This is a genomic window from Methylobacterium sp. J-026 (assembly GCF_022829585.1).
Taxonomy (GTDB): domain Bacteria; phylum Pseudomonadota; class Alphaproteobacteria; order Rhizobiales; family Beijerinckiaceae; genus Methylobacterium.
Map to the genome: position 1 here is coordinate 1 of NZ_JAKSYC010000318.1, position 6,024 is coordinate 6,024.

A 6,024-nucleotide genomic window follows, 5' to 3' on the forward strand; every position below is an offset into this window, starting at 1 on the left:
CTCAGGCTCGCTTGACTATGCTGGATCGCTCGACGGACTGCCTCCGTCGTGGTGGCGCTGCCGTGAAGAACTTGGCCCATAGCGCGTCCCTCCACTCCAGCGTGAAGAATGCACCATCAAACCCTGGGATCAAACATCTAGTCGGGCCCCGCAGGTCGCGTGAGGCGCTCGTATGTTAGTTTTAGTCAGGTCCGGGCGGCTGTCCAGTTTGGACAGCGCTGCCGTCAGGCCGCCTTGGGCCGCCTTGTTTCCGCTCTGTATTTTAAGGGGGGCGGGTGGCTCCGCGGGCAGGCTGTGCCACCGCTATTCCCCGTTAGAAAACGGGCCGCGAGCCCTCGAACGCACTGTTGTGGGCGCTGTTCTCAGCCGGTGTTTAAGTTAGACAAGGCCGCCGACGACAGGCTGGTCCGAGGCCTCATCCATGCTGTTCGGATGCTGTTAGCAGCACGAACTCAGACGTGCGGTACTGTCCGGTTGCGACCCGACCTGATCGGTTGCGGCCCTTGTCTCACTTCCCCTAAGGCGGACAGAGCTATGAAAATTATCTCGCTGCGACCAGATTTGATCCTAAGGACCCATTTAAACTTATTTATCAGTATAGTTCATTCGGTATTGCGGCCACGAAGTAAATTGCATATCTAGCAAGAGGCAAAACTATTAATCTCAAATTAAGCATGATGCGTCATTTCCACGCTGATATCTGGCTTGGAAAAACGCTGAGATGAACTTCAACTTCACCGTACGGGCACGCCTAATCGCGTCGTTGCTCGTCTTGCTCGCCCTATCCGTCGGACTTGGTGGATTCTGCTATAGCCGCATAAATGCCCTAACCGTGTCCATCGACGAGCTTGGCGGCAATACCCTGCCGTCTACCCGGATCCTCAGCCGCTTGGCCACGGATTTCGAGGCCCTCCGCAGCCGGCAACTGGCCTACCTCGTCTCCAGCGAAGAACGCCGGCCTCAATCCCTGCCGCGCCTGCGCGCCAGCATGGCCGACATCGAGGCGGACTTGAAAGAGTACGCGCCCTATCTCAGCGACGGTGAAGATGCCCTTTGGAAGGCCGTGACGACCGCGGTGCCTGCTTATTCACAGATGGGAGAGGAGTTCCTGCGCCGGATGCAGGCCGGCGAGACGAAGGCGGCCACGGACCATCTCTTGGACGGCATGCTGCCGAACTTGAACGCGGCCCGTGCGGCCATAAAGGCCGATATCGCCTTCAACGACACGAACGGCAAGCAGGGCGCTGCCAATGCCAGAACTCTATCCGAGAGCGCCCGCGGTGGGATCGCGTTGGTGCTTGTTGTCGTCATCGTCGTCACGCTGGTGATCGGCTGGATGTCCGTCTTCACGATCTCGGGCCCTGTCCGCCGCATGGCGAGCATCATGAAGCGGGTGGCCGATGGCGACACTGACCTCGCAGTACCGAATGCCGGCGAGCGGAGCGAGATCGGCGAGATGGCCGCCGCAGTGCAGGTGTTCAAGGACAACCTCGTCCGCACCCGCAAGCTCGAAGAGGAGACCGCCCTGGCCCGGGCCTCCGCCGAGGAGCAGCGCAAGCGCGCGATGCGGGACATGGCCGATGGGTTCGAGGCCGCAGTCGGTGGTGTCATTGGCTTGGTATCGTCTTCGGCCACTGAACTGCAGGCCACCGCTGGAGCCATGAGCGGCACGGCGGCGGAGACCGCCGCCCAATCCTCCGCGGTGGCGGCCGCGGCCGAAGAGGCGGCCGTCAACGTCAACACGGTTGCCGCAGCGGCCGAGGAACTCGGCTCTTCGGTCCAGGAGATCGGCCGGCAGGTCGATGGCTCTGCTGACCTCGCCCGGCAGGCCGTGGCCGAGGCCGACCAGGCCGGCACGCTGGTGCAGGCGCTCAGCGCCGCCGTCTCCCGGATCGGTGACGTCGTGGGCCTGATCTCGACCATCGCCGGTCAGACGAACCTGCTGGCGCTGAACGCAACGATCGAGGCTGCCCGGGCCGGCGCGGCCGGCAAGGGCTTTGCCGTCGTCGCCTCAGAAGTGAAGGCGCTGGCCGAGCAGACCGCCAAGGCGACGAGCGAGATCTCCGGACAGATCCTGCAGATCCAGGCGTCGACCGGGCAGGCCGTCGCCTCGATCGGTGGGATTACGGGACGCATCCGCGAGATCAGCGCGGTCGCCACCTCTATCGCCGCAGCAGTAGAGGAGCAGGGGGCGGCGACCCAGGAAATCGTTCGCAATGTCGCCCAGGCGGCGGTCGGCACGGGCGAGGTGACGGGGAACATCACCGGCGTGGCGGGTGCCGCCGAGGAGACCGGGGCTGCGGCGAGCCAAGTGCTCGGGGCGGCGTCCGAACTGTCGCGCCAATCCGAGCATCTCGCAGCGGAAGTCGCACGCTTCCTGGCCACGGTTCGAGCCGCCTGACCTGAGTTCACCGGCCTGCGGTGTGCACGCGATAGAGTTCGGTCATAACTCGAACGTCCGCTTTGCTGCTGACTGATCTTGGAAGCGGACGGGCCGATTCCCCCCTTCTCAGACGTTCAGAGACGCAGGGCTGCGGGGTTGGGCGCGCTGCTCGCGGGCGTAGTGGATTGGCGGTCTGCCGACATGACGAGCGAAGGCGGTGCTAAAGGTGCTGGCGGACCCGTAGCCCACGCGCTCGGCCACCTCCGCCACGCCGGCTCCCTCGCGACCAAGCAGATCCTTCGCCAGCGCGATGCGCCACGCCAGGAGATACGCCATCGGCGCGACGCCGACCTCGCGCCGGAACCGTTCGAAGAATGTCGAGCGCGACAGTCCCGCCTCTCGGGCCAGGGCGGCGACCGTCCAGGGAACGGTCGGTCGCTCGTGCATGCGGCGCAACGCGGCGGCCACGCGCTCGTCGGTAAGCCCGCGTAGGAGGCCCGAGGGCGCCGTCGGACCCGTGGTGGACCGGAGCGCCTCGATCAGCAGCACCTCTAGAAGCCGCGCCAGGACCACATCGCGACCGGGCCTGTCCGCCCGAGTCTCCTCGTTCACGAGGCCGAGCAGCATCGCCAGTCGCCCGACGCCGCGCACATGGACGAACCTGGGCAGGAGCGACAGAAGTAGGTCCACATCGTCGGAGGCGAAGGTGCAGTGCCCCACCAGCATGCGCAGGTCGGGCGGCACCTCGGAAGGGCCGAGCCGGAACACGCCGGGGCCAACCTCAACGGGCGGCGGCGCCCGCCCCGCCGACGGTGCGACGAGGCTGGATGCGGCGAAGGCGCTTGCGGCGGGTATCAGCACGAAGTCGCCGGCTGCGAGGACGATGTCCGCTTCACCATCGATAGCGAGGCGGCACTCTCCCTCCAGCACCGCGGCATAGAACGGCTGGCCGTGGTCGTCGCGGCGCACCGTCCAGGCGCCGCCGGCCACGACCAACTTGGAGAACGAGGCGCTGGGCTGAAGTAGCCCGACGACTTGGGTGAGCGGGTCGACCATTTCGGACGTTCGCCAATGTAATACGGACTTGTGCCGGTATCACGTCCGGCAGAGCGCTCCTATCACCCCGTGGTGCGTCACACGGGAGGTCCCATGAACACGATCCTCATCACCGGCTGCTCATCCGGCTTCGGCTTGGAGACGGCACGCGTGTTTCTCGACCGCGGCTGGCGAGTCGTCGCCACGATGCGCACGCCTCAGGTGGCCCTGCTCCCGGAGTCCGACCGCCTTACCGTCCTGCCGCTCGACGTGACTGACGCCGACAGCATTGCCCGGGCCGTTGCGGAGGCCGGGCCGCTCGATGTCCTGGTGAACAACGCGGGCGTCGGGCTGCTAAACGCCCTGGAGGGCCTGTCGATGGAGTCCGCCCGGGAGGTGTTCGAGACGAATACCCTTGGCACTATCGCGATGACCCAGGCCGTGCTGCCGCAGTTCCGGGAACGGGGCGCGGGGGTGATCGTCAACGTGACGTCGAGCGTGACCCTGCGACCGCTACCGCTGCTGGCGGTCTATACCGCGAGCAAGGCGGCTGTGAACGCTTTCACAGAGTCCCTCGCCCACGAGCTCGTGCCATTCGGCGTGCGCGCCCATCTCGTCCTTCCCGGCCGATCGTTGGAGACCGCGTTCGGGGTCAACGCCCGTACCCGGATGGGGATGAATGTGCCCGAGGCCTACGGTGATCTGGCGGGGCAGGTCTTCGCGAATTTCCAGCAGGCGACGGAAGAGCTGACCCGGGCCTCGGACGTGGCCGATGCGGTCTGGCGCGCGGCAACCGACCCGGCTTGCCCGATGCGCCTGCCGGCCGGCGCTGATGCGATCGCCTGGGCGGCGGCTTGACACGAGCCCTTGAACGTCCGCTTCCGCTACATGTTTGAGCGGAAGCGGACTGGCAGATATCCACCCTGAGCCGCCCTACTGCTTCCGACCCAACCTGAACGCTTAGTCAGCAGGTGCGCATCTCTGGAACCAGTCGTTGAAACGACCCGCAGCATTCGTCTCTCGCTGCTCGCCTGCAAATCATAGTCGCGTACACCACGCGCGGAACCAGCCCACGCGGCCGCAGCCAGTACGCGCGCAGCTGCTCAGCGCCCTCTTCGGCGGTGAGTCGCGGTCAGCCACCGTGCGTTTGGAGCCACCCGGCGATCCCGCCCACCACCTCCTGCTCAATCCCGTAGTAGCCGTGGGGCGAGAGTGAACCGCAGGCTCTGTCCGAACGCTGCATGCCGCCGCTGACTGCGAGAACGCGAACGCTGGGCGAACGCGTCATGGTCGCGGCAATGCGTGGCGCCATCTCGGGCGGAGCCACGTCGCAAGCATCGTCTCGGTTGGCGACGACCAATACCGGAACGCGCACGCCCCCCGGATCAGCGTCGAATACCGTCTCGGTGCTCCGTTGTCCGGGCACAGACACGGACTCGGTCAACACCAAGCCCGCAATGAGACCCGACCGGGCGTGGGCGGCCCCGTTTATCGCCGCGATCGTCCCCTGACTGGTGCCAACCAAGAAGACGGGTGCAGAGGCTCGATCCCGGGCGTAAGCTGCCAGACCGTTCACAAGCTGACCGTAGGCCGGTGAGCTTCGCAGGCCCCGCAGGTTCGCCTGATCGACGGTGTCGGGGATCAGCACGGCGTAGCCCCTTGCAACCCAGTCCGCCCGCGTACGGACGACGAAGTTGTCCTCGTGGCGCAGGTCCCCGTCTCGCCGAACGCCGATGTCGCCGGAGCCGCCCGGCAGCATGACGAGCGTTGCCCGGGGGTGAGGCGGCGCGTCGTAGAGAACGCGCTGGTCAACACCACCACCGAGCGGCAGATTTATCACGCGCTCTCCCGCAACAAGGGCCTGCCTTGCTGGTCCGGTCTGGGCGAAGGCCGGGACGCCGAGCAGGTTAACGGCGAGGAGCGAGAGGGTGAATTTACCCGGCATCATAGATCCTCTTAACAGACTGATAGGAATGCCTTGATCGACCCATGAAGACTGCGCCTGTATTCCTGCGAGTTATCTGAACAGATTGGCTGAGGGCATCAACTTGCAGTGATGATACAGACTGCAACATTCGTCGTTCGAAAGAGGAGCCTCGTCGCTGTTTTGCGGAACGGTCCCGAGCCGTCACTCGCGTCGTTGAGCTTCTCCGTCCCGCCAATCTTTACGCACTCTCGCTCGACCGCATTATGTGGCGGGTAGCCTAACCACCGATCGGCATCCTTTTCGAAGGCCCAAGATGAGTCGCAAGTGAGCGCGAGGGCGGCGTCTGCTTCTTACGTTTTGCGCTCAGAAGCAGACCGTACGAAATCCACCCATTTGAGACGTCCTTCCGGGCTTTGGATGGCAGATGCTGGCCGTCGCTACATAGGCGGGAACAGCTCTAGCCGCTTTCGGCCAGCATCTGCCATCCAAAGCCCGGAAGGGCGTCGCAAATGGGTGGCTTTCGTACGGTCTGCTTCTGACCGCAAAACGTAAGAAGCAGACGCCGCCCGCGCGCTCACTTGCGACTCATCTTGGGCCTTCGAAAAGGATGCCGATCGGTGGTTGGGCTACCCGCCACATAATGCGGTCGAGCGAGAGTGCGTAAAGATTGGCGGGTCGG

Annotated in this window: 4 protein-coding genes; 2 read left to right on the forward strand and 2 right to left on the reverse strand. The window is 65.0% G+C overall.

The window, feature by feature from the left end:
- The first annotated feature begins 721 nt into the window (after positions 1–721).
- A complete protein-coding gene (locus tag MKK69_RS27295) occupies positions 722–2,401 on the forward strand; it encodes a methyl-accepting chemotaxis protein (RefSeq protein WP_243973233.1) in 1,680 nt (559 codons plus the stop codon).
- Positions 2,402–2,509: 108 nt separating this feature from the next.
- On the opposite strand, the gene MKK69_RS27300 is transcribed toward MKK69_RS27295, so the two are convergent.
- A complete protein-coding gene (locus tag MKK69_RS27300; RefSeq protein WP_243973235.1) occupies positions 2,510–3,439 on the reverse strand; it encodes an AraC family transcriptional regulator in 930 nt (309 codons plus the stop codon).
- Between the two features lie 93 nt (positions 3,440–3,532).
- On the opposite strand from MKK69_RS27300, the gene MKK69_RS27305 reads away from it, so the two are divergent.
- Positions 3,533–4,276 (forward strand): SDR family oxidoreductase, encoded by a 744-nt coding sequence (locus tag MKK69_RS27305; RefSeq protein ID WP_243973237.1) that lies wholly within the window; start codon positions 3,533–3,535, stop codon positions 4,274–4,276.
- A gap of 274 nt (positions 4,277–4,550) precedes the next feature.
- Here MKK69_RS27305 and MKK69_RS27310 read toward each other — a convergent pair whose 3' ends face one another.
- Complete coding sequence (locus MKK69_RS27310) at positions 4,551–5,366, reverse strand: alpha/beta hydrolase (protein ID WP_243973239.1); 816 nt, start codon at positions 5,364–5,366, stop codon at positions 4,551–4,553.
- Between the last annotated feature and the right edge of the window lie 658 nt (positions 5,367–6,024).

Coding starts and splice junctions, on each gene's coding strand:
- MKK69_RS27300 (WP_243973235.1), bottom strand. CDS start 3,439: ATGGTCGACCCGCTCACCCAAGTCGTCGGGCTACTTCAGCCCAGCGCC.
- MKK69_RS27305 (WP_243973237.1), top strand. CDS start 3,533: ATGAACACGATCCTCATCACCGGCTGCTCATCCGGCTTCGGCTTGGAG.
- MKK69_RS27295 (WP_243973233.1), top strand. CDS start 722: ATGAACTTCAACTTCACCGTACGGGCACGCCTAATCGCGTCGTTGCTC.
- MKK69_RS27310 (WP_243973239.1), bottom strand. CDS start 5,366: ATGATGCCGGGTAAATTCACCCTCTCGCTCCTCGCCGTTAACCTGCTC.